Genomic DNA, 16,616 nt, shown 5'->3' with positions numbered 1-16,616 from the left:
CTCAGGCGTCCTCGAACACGAGCGCGCCGGCGGCGTCGAGTGACGCCTTCACGAGGCCGTCGCCGTTGAGGTCGGCACTTCCCCCGATGTCGAGGATGATGTGCGGCGGGGCGCCGTCCGCGGAGAGGATCGCGATGATGGCGTCCTGGCCCGGAATGTCGGCCATGAGAGATGTCCTTCCGTTGGGCCGCGGTCAGGCGGCGGGGAGTTTGCTTCGGGGGTTCACGCGCACGCCGTTCACCTCGACCTCGAAGTGCAGGTGGTTGCCGAACGAGGTGCCGGTGTTGCCGACCGCGCCGATGATCTGCCCGCGCGCGACGCGGGACCCGGTCGAGACGGGCGGGGTGGCGTTCATGTGGGCGGAGCGCGTCTTGACGCCGTTGCCGTGGTTGATGAGCACGTAGTTGCCGTAGCCGCCGTCGGTGTCGAAGCCGGCGAACTCAACGAGCCCAGGCCCCGCGGCGGGGATCGGGGTGCCGTCCGCCGCGCCGAAGTCGATGCCCTCGTGGAACGCCGACGCCCCTTCGCCCGGGGACTCGCGGGGCCCATATTCGTCCGTCACGGTGGAAGGCGGGAACGGCCACGACAGCGACCCTCCCGGGCCGCCGACGCCGGGCGCGACCTTTACGACCTCACCGGTGTTGGTGATGCCGAGCCACTTGATTCCGTCTGTGCTCGTGACCTCCCGTACACCGATCAGGGCGATGCCATCCTCGGTGACCGACAGCACCTTCCCCCCGACGAGCAGGGACGCGATTGTGTCGCCGATGGTGACGGAACTGTTGCCCTTGCGCAGGCCGATGGCGGTGACGTTCGAGTAGAGCTTCGAGCCGTTGGCGAAGAGCACGGCGCCGCCGTCCACACTCGGGTCGATAGTCAGAGCGCCAGAGAGGATGCGTCCCGTTGCTCCGTCGATGACGACTCTCTCCGCGCCGCTGCCGACTGTCACCGTGCCGGTCCCGCCGTCGATGAGGACCTGAGCCAGCCCGACACCGGCCCTGACCTTGCCGCCTTCGATGGTCACGTTCCCGTTCGTGAGCGAGCCCGCGCCTCCGTCCAGGATGATTCCGTTGGGGCCAGCGCCGACCATGATGCGTCCGCCGCCAATGGGGCTTATAAGTACGCTGCCGACTCGGAGAACTCCTCCGTCAAGAACTTCCCAGTCCCCCGCGATGGAGCCCTGCCCGCGCCACCGAAACGTGCCGTCGCCGTCAAGGACTGCTCCTCCTTCGAGCTTGAGCAGCCCTCGGATGAAGCGCACCATCCCGTCGCGGATCGATGATGACTCGAACGGGTTCTCTCGCCGCTGTCGTGTGACCGAGTCTCGAAGGTCGTCCATCGGGGAGTCGTTCGTGTTGTGGATCACTGAACCTCCAGCTCGGGGTAGCGATCGCGCACCTTGTGCGACATGGCGATGACGCGGCCGTTGATCCACCCAGGACGCTGCATCTCGTCGCCCTGGTAGTAGACGTTCACGCGGGTACCGTTCTCGGCCTGAGCGGAGAGGTCTTCGTCGGCGATCTGGAAGCGGTACTGCTTGATCGGCTTGCGGAGGGACTTGAGGAGCTCGCGGGACTTCGAGTTCGCGATGTCCTGGTCGGTGGTGTCGCTGATGTCGTGCTTCGCGTCGAGGAACGGGATGATGGGGCCGTCGCCGACGCCCTCATCGAAGATGCCGGCGAGACCGATCTTCCCGTCGTCGCCGCGACCTTGCGCCGTGCCGAATACGCCCGTGCGCTGCTTCTCCCCGTCCATCGTGAAGCCGAAGCCGATGAGCGGTGTCTTCGGTGCGTGGATGAGGTCGATGCTGTTCGTCGTGAGGGTGGGATTGCCGATGCGGAGAACGTCTTCGAGCGCCCCGTCGGTAGGGGACCAGCGGGGGAAGAAGTGCATCTCGGGGCCGTTCTCACGGTCCTGCACATCTCGCCAGAGGCTTTCGGCGCTGTCCACTCGGTAGCGGGGGATCCGCTCGGTGTGGGGGCCGGCTTCGAGCCGGTCAGCGGGGTCGATGACGACGCGCAGCGCCCACCGGTACGCGCCGTCGACGAGCGCTTTCCATGCGTACTCGCCCATCAGGCCACGGAGGGAGCGGTTCTCGATGACGATGTCCGGCAGGTCCATCGGCCCGACACCGAACAGGGCGCGGCGCGCGGCGATCGCTCGGAAATCGGCGTGCTTGATCCGCACGCGGCCGGTGGGCGAATCCCAGTCGTAGCCGAGAATCCACCCGGCGTACTTGATCTTCCCGTCCCATTCGGCGACGAGGCGCATTGCCCACGGCTCGAGCGCAGCGGCCCACGCCTCGGCGCCGTAGGGAGCGTGACGGTCGCGAACCATGACGTCGTAAGTCGAACCGTTATCGACGCCGTTGATCTTCGACCGCCACCCGCCCGCCGAGGGGAACAGCTGCAGCTGTCGTCGGCCGGTGAGGGAGTTGACCGCCCAGTAGGTCTTTCTGACCACGCGGGGCCTCCTCTCAGAAGAACGCAGGGAACAGTTCGACGGTCATCGAACCCGCACCGGCGGCGGGGAGTAGCGCCTGGTTCTGCCGTTCGCCGGCGGCGATCGTCCACACGTCCACCCGGGACCCGTACACGCCGCCCGTGAGGATGACCCCGTCGCGGTACAGGGCGCCGACCGACATGTCGATGACGTCGACCTGCCCCGGTGCGAGGCCCGCGGTGATCTGATAGACCCGCTCATCGGGGCCGTAGATCGTGTACCCGCCGGGCATGTTCCCGGTAACCGTGATGACGGGGGCGGAGGGGATTGTGCCGCGGTTCGTGACGTACACGTCCGTGCCAGACGCCCGTTCCGGTTCGACACCGAAGTACACCTGCGACGGGGCACGGAACCGGTGCGTGAAGCTCGCGAAGCCGGTGTCGCCGTCGCGCATGAACCGCCAGTTCGACCCGCGGCGCACGTCGGTCGTGAACCAATCGCCGAACTCCAGCCACGTGAACGCACCTGACTGCTCCGGCATTGCGAGGAGCGCGCCGTGCTCACGCGCCATGCGGCCGAGGTCGCCGAGGGACTGGGCGTATGCGAACCCGCTAAGCCGGATCGAGCGGGCGTCGTCGAGCCGGTTGGGGATGTCGTGCTGCCCCTCGCCTTGGTCGCGAGGGACCTCCTCTGAGGAGGTCGAGGCGCCGTCAGTCAGCCCCTCGACCTCCTGGACGTACCACCCGGGCTCGTAGTCGAAACGTCCTCCGGTGTAGGCGATGGACCCGGCACTGGCGCGGAAGTCAGCGTCGGGTTTTTCCATCAGTAGCTCCCTCCCGGAATGACGGATCGGATCGCGCTCGCGACGGCCTCTTCGACCATCGCGACGGCCTCGGCGTACGTCATCCCGGGCGGGACGACGATGTTGCCGAAGTGGATCGGCGGCAGGACAGGCGCATCCGCAGTTCGGTTTGATCCGGGCGAATGCGCTGGGTTTGCGCGCAGCGTGATCGGCGCCGGCACGGGTAGGAGATCGCGCTGCACTCCGAGTCCGACACGCCCACCCTCAGCGAAGGCAGGGACGGTGAAGCGGCCGGCCTTGGCGAGGGCACGCATCCGAGCGAACTCAGCGTGGCCGCCGAACCCGCGCACCTCAGACGCTGCCACCACATGCTCGTCATTCGACAGCTTCGCGGGGATGGAGTCCGACGTGCTCGTGCCAGACCCCCACACGGGGCCGCCGCCCGCTCGTCGCAACATCTCGGGCGTCTGGTCAGGGATTGCCCCGCCACCGATCGCCGTCGTGAGCAGCTGCGTGCGGATCGACGCCGTGCGATCCCGGGCAATGGCGTTCAGCGCGCTCTCGACTGTGCCGAAGGTGACGTCGTCCTTCTTGACGGAGACCGTGCCGTTGGGCAGCGTCTGGATCGTGACGCCGAGCACCCTGAGCGCCTCCATGAGGGCAGGTGCGTCTTCGTTCCGGATCTCGAACTGCTTGTCGGGTGTCGCGAGGATCTGCGTGGCCAGGTCGACCATGCGGAGCTTGTTCGCGTCGATCGTTCCGTCGTCGGTCACCGCGTAGGCAACGACTTCGGGCGTGGACAGCATGGTCGCGATGAGGCCGCTCACCTGCTCTTCGGACAGGCCAGCTTCGGACGCGAGGTCGCGGAGCGTCCCCTGATAGCGGCTGGCGATCTCTCGCGCGGTCTCCATCGAGACTCCCGACTCGCCCCTCGCCTTTGCGTCCTTGTCCGCGATGAGGATGGCGTCGAGCATCTGGTCGTTCAGCCGTCCGACTTCGTCGAACAGGGCCCGTCCCGCAGCGGTGGTCGTGTCGATCTGCCCTGCACCGTTCACGAGCCCGCTGGCGAGTCGCTCGCCAGCGTCGTTCGTGGCCAGGAACACCTCGCGCAGTCGGTCGGTCTGCTCGTTGAGGTTGCGGGTCACCTCGGCTTGCGACTTCGCGCCGCCCTTGAGCTCGTCGAGCGCCAGCTTCAGCGCCTTCAGTCGCTCGGTGGCGTCTCGGCTGACGTCGCGCGCGATGGCCAGCGCCTCGTTGACGCGAGTGTTGGACCGCTCGAGCTCGGTAGATGCTGCCGCCGCCTCGCGCTTGGCCTGCGCATCGTCGCGGGTCTGCTGCTCGGCATCCTGCAGGAGCCCCGACTGTTCCTTCACGACCGAGTTGAGGAGACCGGCCTCCTTGCGGAGATCCGCGCCGGCCGTGAGGTAGTCGCCGGTCGCACCGGCGTTGTCCTCGTACGCCTTGCGCACGGCCGCGAGAGCCTCCTCCTCGCCAAAGACGGCGTCGATGACCGTCTGCCGGCTGAGGCCGAGCTTCTCGGCAGCGTCGAGCGCGCCCTTGTCGGCGAGCGTCTTCTCGACCTCTGCGCGCGTGGCGCGGAGTACTGCACCGGTCGCCTGATCGAGGGTGTCGCGGTAGGTGTCGATCTGTTCGCGAGCGGCCTTCGCTTCCTCCGCCTGCGCGGTGAAGGCTGCGGTGAGGACCGCCGCCGCGGTGGACAGGCCGAGGATGATGAGGCCGACCGGGTTGGAGATGAACGCGGCCTTGAGGCTGTTCATCAGGCCCGTGGCCTTCGCGCGTGCGAGTTCGAGCGCGCCGGAGAACCGTCCGGTGTTGCCCTCCATCGCGGCTAGGGCCGACTGCACGGCCACCTGGTCGGCGATGTTGCGGATGCCGTCGACGAAACGCTGCAGGGCCGGGGCGTTAGACCGCAGCGCGCTGGTCACTGCGATCGTGGCGGCCACGGTAGCCAGCATGGGCGCGGGAATGGCGCTGATGATCTCCACCAGTGGCTTCGCAGCGCCCGCCGCCAGGCCAATGACGTCGGCAGCGATCGGCAGGGCCAAGTTGAGATTGTCCGAGACCACTCCGGCCAGTTCGACCGCGACGGGCACCAGCGGCTTCATTTCGCCGAGCAGATCACCTAGTGCGGTTCGCACCTCGGGAGAGGCCAGGGCGATACCGACCAGGGCGGCTGGGATGGGGCCGATGGCAGGCAGGAAGGAGCCGAGAATCGGGATACCGGCCAGAAGCTTGCTGTTGACCGCCAGGATGGCGGCCGCGGCCGCGGCGACGGCGGGGCCGTTGTCGCCGATGAGCTTGAGCCCGTCGGAGACGCGGGAGGAGTCCCACGCCCGGATCTGCACGCGTGCCCGGTCGAGCGCCTCGGTGACGCCGTTGACGGCGGGTGTCGCCTCGTCCCACAGGATCGTGACGACGGGCTTCACGTGCGACTCGACGGCGCGGAGGACGTCGGCGACCTGATTGCCCCAAACGACGGCCTGGCCGCCGCCGTTCTTGGCGACGAACGGCTCGGCGAGGGCGGCGCCGATGTCGCGCGACGCGGCCTTGATCCGGTCCGTGGTGCCGGCGAAGGTCTCCTTGACGTTGGAGGCGGCGCCCGCGAACTTGGTGCCCATCTGGGAGACGAGCACGTCGATGGCCTCGTTCGCGTCGAGGGTGCCGTCGGTGATGTCCTTGCGGATGTCGGCGGCTGTCTTGTTGAACCCCTGCCCGAGCAGGGTGGCCGCGTCGAGGCCCCGTTCGCCGAGCATGTTGAGGTCTTCGGCCGTGAGCTTCCCGGAGGAGCGGATCTTGGCGAGAATCGAGACGATCTCGGAGATTTGCGCGTTCGAGCCGCCGACGGCGGCGACCGAGTCCTGCACGGCGTTGAGGATCGGGATGACCTTCTGCGCCTCGAAGCCGAAGCCGATGAGCTGCTGTTGCGCCGAGATGAAGACGGCTTTGGAGAAGGGGCTCGTGCGCGCGAACGCGTCGAGCTTGTCCATCTGTGCGTTCGCGGCCTCCGCGCCGCCCAGGAGCGTGCGCAGGGCCGCGCGGGACGTCTGCTGCAGCTGGTTGTATGCGACGCCCTGGGCGAAGAGGTTTGACGTGAGGATGCCGACCGCGACCGACGCCGCTCCGACGCCGGCCGCGGTCTGATCGAAGGCCGCCTTGCCCGCCGCGCGGACCTTCGCGATTGCGGCGTCCGTGTCGTTCAGTCGGCCGCGGACGGTGTTGAGGTCCCGGCCGAGCTTCTCCGCGCCGTCGAGGCGGATGGTGGCGACGAGGGCGGCGGCGTTGAACGACATGGACTACCTCACTGTTCGAGCGCCCTCGCGATGCGGGACTGCGGGATGTCGGCGAGCGAGAGGATGAAGCCGCGCAGCCACCGCCATGGGCGCTCCATGTCGGAGCTGTCAGACCAGGCGTCGATCTGGAAGTACTCGCGCAGGTCGGGGAGCGTGTACCGCTCCCAGTGCGTGAGCACGACGGTCCAGAACGCGCGGTCGGTGATCGTCTTGGCCTGAGGCTTGTCGGGTGCGGCGGCGGGCTTGGAGGAGCCGGGAGCGCGCTGCGCCTGGATCAGCTCTCGGAACCAGTCGGGGTACTCGTACCGCTCGTAGCGTCCGGTTCGGGGGTCTCGGCGCCCTCGCCCGAACTGAGCAATGTCCTCAACAGTCCGAAAGCTTTCGAGTGTCCGTTGCGGGCCACCAGCAGCTCGTGCGCTTTTGGGAGGCCACCCGTCGCGCCGTTCTGCTCGAGGTAGGTGTTCACGAGGTCGATGCCGCCGCCCTGGACGTTCCAGAGGAACGCGCAGTGGATGAGGTCCTCGGATTCCTTCCACCGGAGCTCCTCGTCGATGAGGGTCCAGTGCTCCTCGCCGACGGCGAGCTTGCCCATCGAGACGGCGTCGGCCTCGACCTGCTCGGACTGCGCGAAGGCGATGCCGGCCCAGAGGGCGTAGAGGGAGAGGCCGAGCTTGGCGTTGATCGGCTTGACGACGATCTCGCGGGCATCGTCCTCTCCGGGTGTTCCGAAGGTGACGATGAGGCTGCGGCCTCGTTCGGCGGCGGTGGTGGTCATGGGGTGCTCCTGGATGGGTTGTGCGCGGAGGGGTAGGGGTGGGGCGACGCGCGCGTGCGCGCCGCCCCGTGGGTTCACGACCCGGCGATGGGGTTCGCGATCGGCTTGACGTTGCCGGCGCCGGTGAGCGTGAACGCGTCCCAGCCGGGGCCCTGCGATCCGGTCTCGGGGCGGCCGTCGCGCTGCACGAGGAAGGTGCCCTCGTAGGCGTCGGATGCGCCGAGCGCGTCGTACCAGCGGACGAGGATCTCGTTGTCGCTGCCGTCGGCGTCGGAGGCCTCCTTGAGGATCAGCCACTCGGGCTGGAACTCGCCGACGTTGTCGCGGACCTTCAGGATGTTGAAGCCGAGGGTCGCGTTGGAGCTGATCTTGGTCTGGCGCTCCTTGCCCTTGTGGGCGTAGGTGGTGATCGCCTGCAGCTGCGCGGGGAACTGGGGGTTCAGCGCGGTGATGTCGGGCACGTTGACGTAGGTCGGGGCCGCAGCGCCGACGGGCTTCTTCGCGATGTCGAGGATGTACTCGTACGACTGAGCGATGGTGCCCTCGGTGGGCTCCACGTCCGCGTATTCGGTCATGGTGGGGTGTCCTTTCGTGGACGACGGAGAGCCCCGCGCCGGACGGTCACGAGGCGTGTGGTGTGCCGCGCCTGGCGGCGGTCCCGAGGGCCGGGAGTCAGAGGGCTCGGAGCGAGCTAAGGCGCCAGTTCGTCGAGGCGACCCAGGTGTCGGCGTTGTTCTGGCCGAGCGGGGTGTACGACTGGAACTCGCTGTGCGCGGTGACATCGCCGAGCGGGAGGTGCTTGCCGTCGAGCAGGTCCTTGAGGCCCTCGAAGAACTCGACGACCGCGAGAGGTTGACCGTGGAGGCGGTACTTGATCTGCACCCTGCACGCGGTCATCTGCCGCGTGGCCGTGGGGGAGGTGCGGGTGTACTCGGGTGAGTACAGGGTGAGAGCGACGATCTCGCGCGGCGCCGCGGGGAACGCCGAGATGACGATGCCCCGCTCGTCCGCCGCGAAGACGCCGTCGACGTTGTAGACGCCGCGGCCGTGCCGGTCGAGGTGCTGGGCGAGGCCGTCGAGGACGGCGCCGAAGTGCGACATCGTCACCCCGTCTCTCGTCGGATGTCGGCCGCGACGACGGCGCTGATGTCGTCCCGCAGCTCGATCGCCGCGCTCTCGAGGTACTTCGCCTGCGCGTTGGGGTTGTGGTCGGTGGGGTGATTGAAGTCGAGGCGCTCGTGCTGCACCACCGCGTAGGGGGTGTCGTAGGTCACGGCCGACTGCAGGTTGTCTGGCGTCGCGTCGTGCGTGGCGGCGCTGTTGCGGAGGTCAGTCTGGTCGACGGGCGCTCGCGACTGCGATTCGCCCATGAGGACCGTTGCGCCTCGGTTCAGACCGCGCGCCGCGCCGACGCGGATGTGGCGCTCGGGGTCGTTCCACTGAACCGGCACGGGGCCTCCTACGCGAGCGAGATCTCGATGAAGTGCGGCAGTCGAGGCCAGTCGGCGACGGCCGTGACGATCGCCGTCGTCTCGCGCTCCTGCGGTGTGCCGCGCCAGATCGTGACGAGCGACCCGTCGGGCACGTCATGGTCCGGCAGGTCGAGCGCGATTCGCGACTCGGAGATGACCTCGTTGCCGTCGCGGTCGCGGACGTATCGGCGCTTGTCGCTGATCGCGCCGCGCTTGCAGATCACCTCGTCGCCGTAGACGGGCCCGTAGGTCCCCTCGCCCTTCTTCGGCTTGTAGGAGATGAGGTCGCGGTGCGGCATCATCCGCTCGGGGAGGCGGCGCATCAGTACCCGACTCCCCATCGGATGCCGGGGGCCGCGCGTAGGATCTCGGCGACGGCCGGGGCGACGCGGGCTTCCTGCTTCGCGGCGAGCGAGGTCGTGCCGCCACCGCCGGGGAGCGAGACGGAGAGGATCGAGCCGCCACCGTTCTGAGCGCCTGCGCCGGACTCGTCGCCGGTCTCCGCCCAGAACGAGAGCTGCGCCTTCGTCGCGTCCTTGATCGCGGCGGTGACGTGCCAGTCGACGGGGTGCCCCTCGTCGTCGCCGGCGGCGTGCACGTCGAAGGACGCGGTACGCAGCTCGTCGAACACACGGTACGAGGCCGTGCGGATCGACTGAGCGGGATCTTCGAACGCGGCGGCGAGGTCGCCGATCTCGGACACCTCGACGAAGGGGAACCACACAGTCAGGCCTCCTCGGGGAACAGGTGTGCACTGATGAGCGTCGCGAGGCGGTCGTGCCGCGTCTTCGACGAGTGCGTGATGCCGTGGTGCTCGGCGAGGCGCTTCAGCTGGGGCACGGTGAGCGCTGCGACCTCGGCGGCGTCCTGCGGGGTGGGCACGTCGGTGTCGACGATGCTCGCGCCGGAGACGGTGAGGTAGCGGCGGCGGTTGTCGCCGAGCTCGGTGACGGTGGCAGCCCCGTCGAGGAAGAGAAGCCCGCCGACCAGCTTCGGGCCGGTGTGCGGGTAGGGCAGGGTGATGCGGTACGCCATGGGCGTCTCCTTCGTGTCGGGGCCGGGGCGCGCTCGTGGCGGCCCCGGCCCGCGTGGTCAGGCCTTGGCCCAGCCGGCTTCCACGACGGCGGCGCGGATCTTGTCGCGGCCGTCCTTCTCGTCGACCGTGACGCCGTGCTTCTCGGCGTACGCGGCCCACTTCTCGGTGGAGGCGCTCCCTGCCGGCGCGAACTTCTCGATGTACGCGGCCACGATGGCGTCGCGGCCAGCGTCGTCGGCGACGTCGAGCGCGATTGAGGGGTGCTTGGCGAATGCCGCCCAGTCCTCGGTCGTGCCGTTCAGCGCGGGGCGCTCGGGCTCGTCGTCGGAAGCGTCCGGCGTCTCACCCTCCTCGCGCGCGGCCTCGGCAGCGGCGGCGGCGTCCGCGGCGGCCTGTTCGGCGCGACGCTGAGCCTCTTCGGAACTGATGATCTCGGCGGGGTTCGAGAATCCGGCGCTCGTCGACTTGAGGGGCGGGTTGCCGCCCGTCTCGGGGTTGGTGTTCACGGGGCCGGCGACAGGGGTCGTGCCCGGCGCTGCCGGACCGTTCGGCGCCGTGGTCGGGGGCGAGTCGTCGCGCTCCCACCGCGCGAGCGCGTCGAGGTCGGCGCGAGGCTCGTCGGTCTCGATGACCTGACCGTCCTCGAGCGAGGTGTACTTCGGGCTCATGTCCTTCTCCTTGGTTGCGAGCCGGAAGGGGCGGGCGACGTGATGCCGCCCGCCCCAGAGGGTCAGGCCTTGTTCGGGCCCTTGAGGAGCACGGCGCGCTTGGCGTCGAGCATCTTCACGCCGTACAGGAAGTCGACCGACACGACCGACTGCTTGTACTTGATGTCCCAGCCGTACGCGACGCGCACGGAGAGGCCGCGGTAGGACGCGACCGACACCTGGCCCTGGTTGGCGCCCGCGGGGATCGCGAGCGGCGCCGACGCGAGCGCGAGGCCCGAGCGGTGGAACGCGAGGCCGACCTCGGTGGTGGGGTCACCGGGGACCTGGGCGCCCGGCGCCTTCGGCTGGCCGACGAGGTTGGTCTTGAAGGCCTCGAAGCCGAACAGGTCGCCGCCGATCGAACCTTGGCGGAGCGCCTCGGTCGAGCCGGACTTGTCCGCGTGCTTCAGCAGATCCGTGTTGAGCCACTTCGCCTTCGTCGTGGGGCCGACGACCGCGTAACGATCGGTGAGCGGAACCGCATTGAGGTCGAGCAGGCGGCCAGCCTCGATGAGCACCTCGGGGTGGTCCCAGGTCTGGCCCTCGTCGGCGGCGCCCGCGTGGGTGCCGGCGACCTGGGTGACCTGGTCGCGCAGTTCGAGCACGGCGGTGTCGACGTGCTGCGCGATGGCCTCGAGGGCGGGGCTGAGCAGCTGCGTGTCGAAGTCCGCGATCTTGAGGCTCATGTCCTCGTCGGTCACGGCGAACGACACGTCCGCGATGTTGTCGAGCTTCACCGCGACGTTTCCCTCGGCAGCATCCTGGATCTGGATGCCCTGGGCGCGGTCGAACTTCTGGGCGGTGAAGGTCGCGGGCTTGCGGATGTTGATGGTGTCGCCCTGCTTACGGGTCGACAGCTCCGAGCCGTAGTCGGTGTAGACCAGGGGGCCGAGGAACGTGTTCTCGTACAGGGTCGCGAGCGCCTGGTCGGCGATCGCCTGAGTGGTGAGGAGGGTGTTAGCCATGGTGGTGGCCCTTTCTGCCTACAGCTCGACGCCGCGGCGCTTCTGACGGTCCTTGCGGATGTCGTCGATGGACTTCTCGCCGGCGGGGGTTCCGCCGGCAGGAGGGGTGTCGCCGTCGCTCGACTTGGGGGCCACCTGGACCTTCCGGTAACGGCTGTTGGACTCGACCTCTGCCTTGACGAGCGCCTCCACCTGGGTGGCGTAGTCATCGGCGGCCGAGTCGATGCCCGCGAGCTTCTTCTCGAAGTCACGGGAGTCGAGGAGCGCGTCGGAGTCGCCGTTGTGCTTGCCCGCATAGCGGAGCACGGCGTTCTCGGCACGCTGGGCCGCGAGTGCGGCCTGGGTGGAGGTGAGGTTGGTGTCGCGCTCCTGGAGCGCGGTGGTGAGGGATTCCACCGTCGGGGTGTCGTCGTCCTTCACGACGCCGAGCGTCTTCCCGATCTCCTTGTACGCCTTCTCGGCCGCGCGCTTCTCGGCGGCGGTCTCGGCGTCCTTGATGGCCTGGGCGCGCTTCGCCTTCTCGGCTTCGAGGTCGGCTCGCTGCGCCTGGATCTTGCGCCAGGCGCGCTCGGAGTCGAAGTCCTCGGCTTTCCACGGCGCGTCGTCGCCGGCGGGCGGCGTCGCGTCGCCAGCGGGCGGGGCGGGCGGCGTCGGCGTCGGGGTGCCGCCGGGGGCGCCGTTGTCGCCGTCGAAGTACCGCAGGAAGGGGCGGTCGTACGAGGGCGGGAACTGGACGCCGAGCGTGTGGAGCTTGGACATGGTGGGTTCTCCTCTCCGGCACCTGGCCGGGGTTGGGGTAGCCGCGTCACCTCGACACGGGGGTCTACTGGAAGCCGGCACGGCCTAAAATGAGAACGGCCCCGACAAGCGTTGGTAGCGCTCAAGCCGGGGCCTCACCCTGAATCGAATGCGATCGATTGGAGGGCTGCCGTGAATTCTACTGAGCGGTGGCTGCCCGTCCCGGGATGGGACGGACTGTACGAAGTAAGCGACGAGGGACGCGTCCGTTCCCTGGCGCGGGTCGTCATGCGGCGGAACGGCGTGGCCCTGCGGGTGCGCAGTCGCGACCTGGTGGCATCCCCCGAGCCGAACGGGCACCTACAAGTGAGTTTGAAGTCACCCGGCGTTCGCTCGCAGCGTCGCATTCATCAGCTGGTGCTCGAAGCATTCGTCGGGCCCCGCCCCCCAGGTCACGAGACTTGTCACAACGATGGCGACCCGAGCAACAACCGACTCGAGAACCTGAGATGGGACACGCAGTCGGAGAACACACGAGACCGTGTCGTCCACGGAACGCACAACGAATCGTCCAAATCTGTCTGCCCGCGCGGGCACTTGCTCACTGCGCCCAACCTCACCCGTCATCACGCTGCCAACGGCGTGCGGTCTTGCCTCGCGTGCGCACGCACCTGGGCTCTCGTCCGTCGTCGGGGCGGTCGTTTCGATGTCGATCTTGCGGATGCCAAATACCTGGAGATCATGACTGCGCTCCATCTGCGAACTTGACTGCCGCGCGCTCGTAGCGCCGTCTCTGGCCGGTGGCCTTCACGTGCTCGCGGGTCTCGGCCTGGATGACGAGGACGCGGCGACGTTCGCGGAGCGCCTTCTCGGTGTTCCCGGCGGCGACGGCGATCTCGTACTTCCGCTTCGCGTCGCGCTCGCGCACCTCGAGCTCGCGGAGGCGGTCGCGGGCGGCGTGCGCGGCGGGGTCGTACCCGGACGCCGCGACGGGCAGCCGGAAGCCGGGGAGGTAGCCGACGGGGCGGCAGGTGCAGTTCGGGTGCCCGGCGCCGGACTGTCGCCACTCGGCGAGGGTCCCTGCGATGTCGACCTCGATGAGGCGGTCTTCGTACGCGTGGGGCACGAGGCGGCGCCCGGTCGGGCCGGATGCGGCGATGATCTTGCCGAACCACTGGGCGCAGTTGTCGCACGAGTTCCGGCCGCCGAGGATCGAGCACAGGTCGATGCCGAGCTGCGCGTTCCGGTACACGCCGGCGTCGGTGTACGCGCGGGCGACAGCCGTGCGCGTGGCCATCTCGGTGTAGGTGCCGATGCGCCAGTTGCGGCCCGAGATGTCGGTGAAGCCGGTGATGCCGCGCTCGAGGAACTCCTGCAGCGCGGCCTTGCGTGCCGTCGACGTTGACGCGCCGAGCGCGACCATGGGCGCGTTTGCGGCGATGACGTCCTGATAGACGTCGCCGCCGATCATGAACTGGTTCATGGCGTCGCGCGGGTAACGGAGGATGCGGGCCTTGACGTCGGCGAAGGCGTTGCCGAGGTCCCACGCGATGAGCGCCGCGGCGAGCACGTGGGAGTCGGCGAGGGCAGAGATCGTGGGGATGCGGGGTAGCTGGTCGGTGAGTACTGCTGCGGCGCCGTCGCGCGACGCCTGCGCGATGATCTGCTCAGCGAGATCGGCGGTGATGCCTGCCGTCAGCTCCCCGGCGAACCGTTCCAGCTCCTGCACGATGCGCAGCTGTCGGTCCAGCTCGGGGAGCTCGGGCAGGTCGCGGATGAGGCGGCGGGCGATCTCGGCCAGGAGGCGGGTCTCAGCGTCCTGGAACGTCGCTGACACCTGCTGCGAGATGCGGTAGACCAGCGCCTGGAAGTCGTCGTGCTCGGGGGTGAACCCTGCCACGGGTCACCCCCCTCGCGCGTCAGTCGTCCGCGGGCGTCTCGCGGGCGGCTTCGGCTTCCATACGCGCGCGCATGCGAGCGATGTCGTCGGCCGTCGGCTCGGTGCCCGGGAGGCCTGTGACCTTCGTCGGGTCCGCGGCGACGCCGATGCCCTTCTCCTTGTAAATGCGGCCGACCTCGGTGTTCACCGTCTCGCCGTCCCACTCGGGGTGATGCATCCGCACCGCCGTCTCGACCGACACCGCGTCCGCAGAGCGCATGAGCGACGTCGTGCGCGCCATCTTTTCGAGATCGACCTGCGACTCCGCGGGGAAGCGGAACTCGGGCTCATCCTGCGGCGACTGCCCGCCGTAGATCAGCGCGTCGAGCTGCATCCACGTGAGGAAGAACGGGGCGAGGGTGCGCCAGTAGTTCGACTTCTTGTCACGGGTGCGCTCGGACAGGCGTTCGTCGGCGTGAATCTCCGTGGCCGTGCGGAGGCCTTCGCCCTGGCCGCCGGCGGACGCGGGAGTCCAGCCTGCGGAGCGCATGGCCTGGTCGCGCAGCTCGCGGATCGTGTCGGAGTGCTCGGCGGTGCGGATCTCGAACTGGTGCGCGTGGAAGCCGAACGGCTGGCCCTCGGGGCCCGTGATGGCCTGCATGCCCTCGTAGACCTCGCGGTCGTAGTCGAAGGACGCGCCCTGACCGAATCCGCTGGACTGGAGGTACTGCTGGGCGACGACGATGCGGGCTTTCGCGATGCGGATGTCGCGCATCCACGACGACCACACCTCGTCGACGGCGTCAAACAGCTGGGTGATCTGCGCGAAGTCGGACTGGCCGAGCATCTGCAGGCGCGGGGTGCGGCGGAACTGCGCGTTGGGGCGCATGTTCGGCACGTACGCCGCGGTCAGGCCTTCGACGCCGGTGACGATTTCCGAGTTCTCGTTGACGACGCCCGGCTCTGCGAGCCATGCGGTCTCGGGTCGGTCCTCGAACGGGACGCGCTGGCCGAGGCGGTCGCTCGATCCGGCGTAGAGGCCGTGCTCGATGATGCCGGCGCGGTGGTTCTCGAGGTGGCGGTAGACGACCGTGTCGTCAGTGCCTTTCGACAGCTCGGACCAGAAGATGACCTCTTCGAGGTCGCCGTAGCGGAACGTGGGGATCGCGGCGTCGGCGAAGACGACCTCGGCGCGCACGGTCTTGAGGCGGTCGGCGTTCCAGACGAGGCGGAGGTACGTGCCACCGAGGGCAGCCGCGACCTCACCCGCCTCGAGCAGCGTTGAGTGGAAGCGGGAGGTGTTGATGACCTTTTCGGCACGCGCCTGCAGGAGGTCGCGTTCGCTGTCGCCGTTCTCCGATCGCTCGCCGGGGAAGACGACGCGGGGGGCCTCACCGAACAGGTAGTCGGCGGAAAGGGTCGCGATGTCGGCCGCGAGGGGGATGTGCAGGCGTGCCCGGGACTCGCCCGCGGCGGGCGGCTTGCCGAGCCACGCGCGAGTGGCGGCGCCGACGATGCCGCCGTTGTACTGACCGCGGTGGGTGATCGGGGTGTGCCGGTAGCTCGAGGAGAGTCGTTCGACGTCGCCGGCGTACCAGCCGTCGTAAATGTCGAGCAGGTCGAAGAACTCCTCGAACGGCTTCGGCGGCCAGACGACGTTGGTGTCGGGGAGCGGCATGGGGACTCCCTTCGGGGGTCGATCGGGTGGGGAGCGCCGCCTCACCGGGTTCCGAGCTACCCGGGGCGTTGGTGGACCGCTCGTCGGCGGCGCTCTTCAGTGGGGAGGGGCGCAGGTACGCCTGGCCGAAGAGGCGACGGCTTCGTGAGCGTCCTTCGCGGCACACATTCCGCGTTGACGCCCCTCCCGGGTCTTGATTGCTCGCCATTACGCTGAGCGACATGTCAGGGATGCTGAACACTTTCGACGCCGATGGGGATGACGTTCCGCTCATGCTGGCCCGCAGTTGGGCGGACTCCACGTTCGAGATGCTCGAGCTGTCCAGGAAGCGCCGACGCGACTACCGCTGGGTAAGCAGGTCCTACGACCGGATGGACGGCGACGCGGTCGATCTGGCGAGGTTGCAACGCGCAATCCGTGAGGTGTGGAGCACGGATTGTCTGCTCATAATCAGCGCTGCAAATCTCGAAGCTTGGACGCGCAAGCTGTACCGCGCACGTCGCAGACGCGAGCCCAAACCCCTCGAGAACCTCAAGAGGCTTCGCAACGCCATCGAGCATCTCGACGAGGCGGATATCGACGAAGAAACCTGGATCGCCACTGCTCGCAATCCGAGGGCTTTGAAGAGTGGCATCGGAGCCCTGCCCAACCAGAAGCTAGGTATCGGAGTCAGCGGTGACGGGCTGTTGTTCGGCGTGATGTCCTACGAAGATCTGGAGAACCTCGTGAACGGTCTCCTTGGCGAACTCTCGCAGGAACTGGACGACTACGCGCGCGACTGGTTTGAATTCGTGAACTCAGGTCGTTGAGC

At 68.6% G+C, this 16,616-nt stretch carries 20 protein-coding genes; 2 read left to right on the top strand and 18 right to left on the bottom strand.

Translation table 11 applies throughout. From position 1 onward, the window contains the following. Position 1: 1 nt before the first annotated feature. The 16 genes from AB0230_RS07110 to AB0230_RS07035 all read right to left on the bottom strand — a co-directional run bounded on the left by AB0230_RS07110 (position 2) and on the right by AB0230_RS07035 (position 12,269). Complete coding sequence (locus AB0230_RS07110; RefSeq protein ID WP_366374841.1) at positions 2-166, bottom strand: hypothetical protein; 165 nt, start codon at positions 164-166, stop codon at positions 2-4. Between the two features lie 27 nt (positions 167-193). Beyond that, entirely contained in the window at positions 194-1,339 is a 1,146-nt protein-coding gene (locus AB0230_RS07105; protein WP_366374839.1) for a M23 family metallopeptidase, read from the bottom strand. Positions 1,340-1,362: 23 nt separating this feature from the next. Further along, the gene (locus tag AB0230_RS07100) at positions 1,363-2,463 is read right to left on the bottom strand and encodes a hypothetical protein (protein ID WP_366374837.1); all 1,101 of its coding nucleotides are present in this window, start codon (positions 2,461-2,463) and stop codon (positions 1,363-1,365) included. Positions 2,464-2,476: 13 nt separating this feature from the next. Further along, positions 2,477-3,265, bottom strand: coding sequence for a hypothetical protein (locus AB0230_RS07095; RefSeq protein ID WP_366374835.1), 789 nt, complete (start codon positions 3,263-3,265; stop codon positions 2,477-2,479). Beyond that, positions 3,265-6,555: a tape measure protein gene (locus tag AB0230_RS07090; RefSeq protein WP_366374833.1), complete on the bottom strand. Its 3,291-nt coding sequence runs from the start codon at positions 6,553-6,555 to the stop codon at positions 3,265-3,267. Before AB0230_RS07090 ends, AB0230_RS07095 begins: the two co-directional genes overlap by 1 nt. A gap of 8 nt (positions 6,556-6,563) precedes the next feature. After that, complete coding sequence (locus AB0230_RS07085; protein ID WP_366374831.1) at positions 6,564-6,734, bottom strand: hypothetical protein; 171 nt, start codon at positions 6,732-6,734, stop codon at positions 6,564-6,566. A gap of 95 nt (positions 6,735-6,829) precedes the next feature. Then, entirely contained in the window at positions 6,830-7,330 is a 501-nt protein-coding gene (locus AB0230_RS07080; RefSeq protein WP_366374829.1) for a hypothetical protein, read from the bottom strand. Positions 7,331-7,404: 74 nt separating this feature from the next. Beyond that, positions 7,405-7,905 carry a hypothetical protein gene (locus tag AB0230_RS07075; RefSeq protein ID WP_366374827.1) on the bottom strand — a complete coding sequence of 167 codons (501 nt, stop codon included), beginning with the start codon at positions 7,903-7,905 and terminating at the stop codon, positions 7,405-7,407. 97 nt (positions 7,906-8,002) lie between these two features. Further along, entirely contained in the window at positions 8,003-8,437 is a 435-nt protein-coding gene (locus tag AB0230_RS07070) for a hypothetical protein (RefSeq protein ID WP_366374825.1), read from the bottom strand. Continuing rightward, a complete protein-coding gene (locus AB0230_RS07065; RefSeq protein ID WP_366374823.1) occupies positions 8,434-8,781 on the bottom strand; it encodes a hypothetical protein in 348 nt (115 codons plus the stop codon). The genes AB0230_RS07070 and AB0230_RS07065 overlap by 4 nt, the downstream gene beginning before the upstream one ends. Before the next feature lie 8 nt (positions 8,782-8,789). Next, entirely contained in the window at positions 8,790-9,125 is a 336-nt protein-coding gene (locus tag AB0230_RS07060; RefSeq protein WP_366374821.1) for a hypothetical protein, read from the bottom strand. Further along, complete coding sequence (locus AB0230_RS07055) at positions 9,125-9,526, bottom strand: hypothetical protein (RefSeq protein ID WP_366374819.1); 402 nt, start codon at positions 9,524-9,526, stop codon at positions 9,125-9,127. The genes AB0230_RS07060 and AB0230_RS07055 overlap by 1 nt, the downstream gene beginning before the upstream one ends. 2 nt (positions 9,527-9,528) lie before the next feature. Next, complete coding sequence (locus AB0230_RS07050) at positions 9,529-9,837, bottom strand: hypothetical protein (protein ID WP_366374817.1); 309 nt, start codon at positions 9,835-9,837, stop codon at positions 9,529-9,531. A gap of 57 nt (positions 9,838-9,894) precedes the next feature. After that, positions 9,895-10,506, bottom strand: coding sequence for a hypothetical protein (locus tag AB0230_RS07045; RefSeq protein ID WP_366374815.1), 612 nt, complete (start codon positions 10,504-10,506; stop codon positions 9,895-9,897). A 62-nt stretch (positions 10,507-10,568) separates the two neighbouring features. Continuing rightward, the gene (locus tag AB0230_RS07040; protein ID WP_366374813.1) at positions 10,569-11,510 is read right to left on the bottom strand and encodes a P22 phage major capsid protein family protein; all 942 of its coding nucleotides are present in this window, start codon (positions 11,508-11,510) and stop codon (positions 10,569-10,571) included. An 18-nt stretch (positions 11,511-11,528) separates the two neighbouring features. Further along, a complete protein-coding gene (locus AB0230_RS07035) occupies positions 11,529-12,269 on the bottom strand; it encodes a hypothetical protein (RefSeq protein WP_366374812.1) in 741 nt (246 codons plus the stop codon). A 171-nt stretch (positions 12,270-12,440) separates the two neighbouring features. Here AB0230_RS07035 and AB0230_RS07030 point away from each other — a divergent pair, with 171 nt between their 5' ends. After that, positions 12,441-13,016, top strand: coding sequence for an NUMOD4 motif-containing HNH endonuclease (locus AB0230_RS07030; RefSeq protein ID WP_366374810.1), 576 nt, complete (start codon positions 12,441-12,443; stop codon positions 13,014-13,016). On the opposite strand, the gene AB0230_RS07025 is transcribed toward AB0230_RS07030, so the two are convergent. Then, on the bottom strand, positions 12,988-14,148 hold the full coding sequence (locus tag AB0230_RS07025) for a phage minor capsid protein (protein WP_366374808.1): 1,161 nt from the start codon (positions 14,146-14,148) through the stop codon (positions 12,988-12,990). The genes AB0230_RS07030 and AB0230_RS07025 overlap by 29 nt on opposite strands. A 19-nt stretch (positions 14,149-14,167) precedes the next feature. Continuing rightward, positions 14,168-15,805: a hypothetical protein gene (locus tag AB0230_RS07020; protein ID WP_366374806.1), complete on the bottom strand. Its 1,638-nt coding sequence runs from the start codon at positions 15,803-15,805 to the stop codon at positions 14,168-14,170. A gap of 230 nt (positions 15,806-16,035) precedes the next feature. Here AB0230_RS07020 and AB0230_RS07015 point away from each other — a divergent pair, with 230 nt between their 5' ends. After that, positions 16,036-16,614: a hypothetical protein gene (locus tag AB0230_RS07015; RefSeq protein WP_366374804.1), complete on the top strand. Its 579-nt coding sequence runs from the start codon at positions 16,036-16,038 to the stop codon at positions 16,612-16,614. Positions 16,615-16,616: the final 2 nt, after the last annotated feature.

Source organism: Microbacterium sp. NPDC089190, from assembly GCF_040701795.1.
GTDB lineage: Bacteria > Actinomycetota > Actinomycetes > Actinomycetales > Microbacteriaceae > Microbacterium > Microbacterium galbum.
Note: the sequence above shows the minus strand (reverse complement) of the source record. Positions and strands in the feature narration are given on the sequence as shown.

What these genes read in the sequence shown, in the direction of transcription:
- AB0230_RS07095 (WP_366374835.1), bottom strand. Translation starts at nt 3,265, where the DNA reads ATGGAAAAACCCGACGCTGACTTCCGCGCCAGTGCCGGGTCCATCGCC.
- AB0230_RS07050 (WP_366374817.1), bottom strand. Translation starts at nt 9,837, where the DNA reads ATGGCGTACCGCATCACCCTGCCCTACCCGCACACCGGCCCGAAGCTG.
- AB0230_RS07075 (WP_366374827.1), bottom strand. Translation starts at nt 7,905, where the DNA reads ATGACCGAATACGCGGACGTGGAGCCCACCGAGGGCACCATCGCTCAG.
- AB0230_RS07020 (WP_366374806.1), bottom strand. Translation starts at nt 15,805, where the DNA reads ATGCCGCTCCCCGACACCAACGTCGTCTGGCCGCCGAAGCCGTTCGAG.
- AB0230_RS07045 (WP_366374815.1), bottom strand. Translation starts at nt 10,506, where the DNA reads ATGAGCCCGAAGTACACCTCGCTCGAGGACGGTCAGGTCATCGAGACC.
- AB0230_RS07015 (WP_366374804.1), top strand. Translation starts at nt 16,036, where the DNA reads ATGCTGAACACTTTCGACGCCGATGGGGATGACGTTCCGCTCATGCTG.
- AB0230_RS07060 (WP_366374821.1), bottom strand. Translation starts at nt 9,125, where the DNA reads ATGCGCCGCCTCCCCGAGCGGATGATGCCGCACCGCGACCTCATCTCC.
- AB0230_RS07110 (WP_366374841.1), bottom strand. Translation starts at nt 166, where the DNA reads ATGGCCGACATTCCGGGCCAGGACGCCATCATCGCGATCCTCTCCGCG.
- AB0230_RS07080 (WP_366374829.1), bottom strand. Translation starts at nt 7,330, where the DNA reads ATGACCACCACCGCCGCCGAACGAGGCCGCAGCCTCATCGTCACCTTC.
- AB0230_RS07035 (WP_366374812.1), bottom strand. Translation starts at nt 12,269, where the DNA reads ATGTCCAAGCTCCACACGCTCGGCGTCCAGTTCCCGCCCTCGTACGAC.
- AB0230_RS07090 (WP_366374833.1), bottom strand. Translation starts at nt 6,555, where the DNA reads ATGTCGTTCAACGCCGCCGCCCTCGTCGCCACCATCCGCCTCGACGGC.
- AB0230_RS07105 (WP_366374839.1), bottom strand. Translation starts at nt 1,339, where the DNA reads ATGGACGACCTTCGAGACTCGGTCACACGACAGCGGCGAGAGAACCCG.
- AB0230_RS07040 (WP_366374813.1), bottom strand. Translation starts at nt 11,510, where the DNA reads ATGGCTAACACCCTCCTCACCACTCAGGCGATCGCCGACCAGGCGCTC.